The 1,406-nt window shown below is 35.1% G+C and carries 1 protein-coding gene and 1 pseudogene; one reads left to right on the top strand and one right to left on the bottom strand.

The window, feature by feature from the left end:
• Positions 1-44, top strand: a pseudogene (locus tag AC4GME_RS16580) (SEC-C metal-binding domain-containing protein); the annotation flags it as partial.
• A 67-nt stretch (positions 45-111) separates the two neighbouring features.
• On the opposite strand, the gene AC4GME_RS16585 reads toward AC4GME_RS16580, so the two are convergent.
• Positions 112-327, bottom strand: a complete 216-nt coding sequence (locus AC4GME_RS16585) for a GDCCVxC domain-containing (seleno)protein (protein ID WP_490377542.1) — start codon at positions 325-327, stop codon at positions 112-114.
• Positions 328-1,406 lie beyond the last annotated feature (1,079 nt).

The raw sequence follows: 1,406 nt of genomic DNA on the forward strand, positions 1-1,406 counted from the left end.
GTTCTTGCGGTAGTGGTAAAAAATATAAAAAGTGCTGCGGATAGTTTGCGCTTTGAGTTTAAATAAACAGATAAAAAAACCGTTAACTGATTAACGGTTTTTTTATCACTTTTATCTGCAACAACAGCTATTTTCTTGTTGAATTACCGGGCATTTTACCGAACCATAAGAGCAAAACACGCAACAGTCTCCCGCTTTGGGTTTTAATAACTTAAGACAGGAACTACATTCATAAAAGTACAGGCATGCATCAGTCGGCATTGTTTCTGTTTTTTGGAAGCCACAAAAAGGGCAAGTAAGCTTACTTTCTAAAATAATCTTAGCCATAAACAGCTTCCCTTTAAGTTATACCAAATCCGATAATTTTCTATTCATTTATGCTTGTTAAAATGAATGCTAGCTAGACATAAAACTATGTTTTAGTCTTTGTTATTTATTTGATTCATAACGTCCTGTTATTCCCAACTTCGTGGCCAGCTAAAGCTGTTTAAAATCGTTCCATACTATTTTGTGTAATTATAACAACTAGTTACTGCAATCAATGCCTTGCTTTCATCCATTTCCCCTACGCCTAAATAGATCACCTAATTAACGGAATTGGTATTAGTTTCTTGCCCGTATATTCTTTCAATTATAGCCTTGTCTAAAACGCTTTGAACTTCCGTCTTGTTAAAATAATAGCAAAAATTATAGCTGTGATAGATATTCTTGCGAGTATCCAGCCGATAATGTTTTTGCTGATATAAAATTGCAAACTTATAGTGGTTTCTTTAATGCGAATATTTGTACCGTCTTACTAAGTTTGCACTGCTTGTAATTAATCGTGAAAACTAATCAAGATTGCCGCAAGTAGTTTGAGTGCCGTTATTATTTCGTAAGTTTTAGGGTAAACGCAGACACTTATTTATGAATTCTCACCAACTCCAAAAGAGTGAAAACGGTTAAGAATACTATCTAGCTGGCTGCCTTGGTCAATATTCATCATATTTAAAAGTACTCTGTGAACTTTATCTGATCATCCTTAGATATCGGTGCTACTTTATTAATTAACTGTTAGTAAATTCTAGGGCTTTTCGCATATTTTCTACTGCGTGTGCTTTAATTATTTGACGATTTTTAACAAATTCCGGCTGAATTCAGATCAATAATTAGTAGTAATAAGCCATTGGATATTTCAACAAAGGGTATCGCCTGCACTAAGGTTTCAGTTTTGACTGGCGTGAGAGCTGGTTTTGTTGAAGTTGCGCTCTGGTTAATGTTCCATCTGATATTAACGTCATCGCATAAGACGTCGCAAAAGGGACTTGATACATATGAGAAATATAAACTATCTGGCATGGCTGCTTACTTTATTTTCTTTTGTCGCGGTAGCAGAGAGCCCATCACAAGATCTGGCTGAACTTGGT

It is taken from the genome of Psychromonas sp., assembly GCF_983033635.1.

Excerpts from the sequence above, each read along its gene's own strand:
- AC4GME_RS16585 (WP_490377542.1), bottom strand. The coding sequence starts at position 327 with ATGGCTAAGATTATTTTAGAAAGTAAGCTTACTTGCCCTTTTTGTGGC.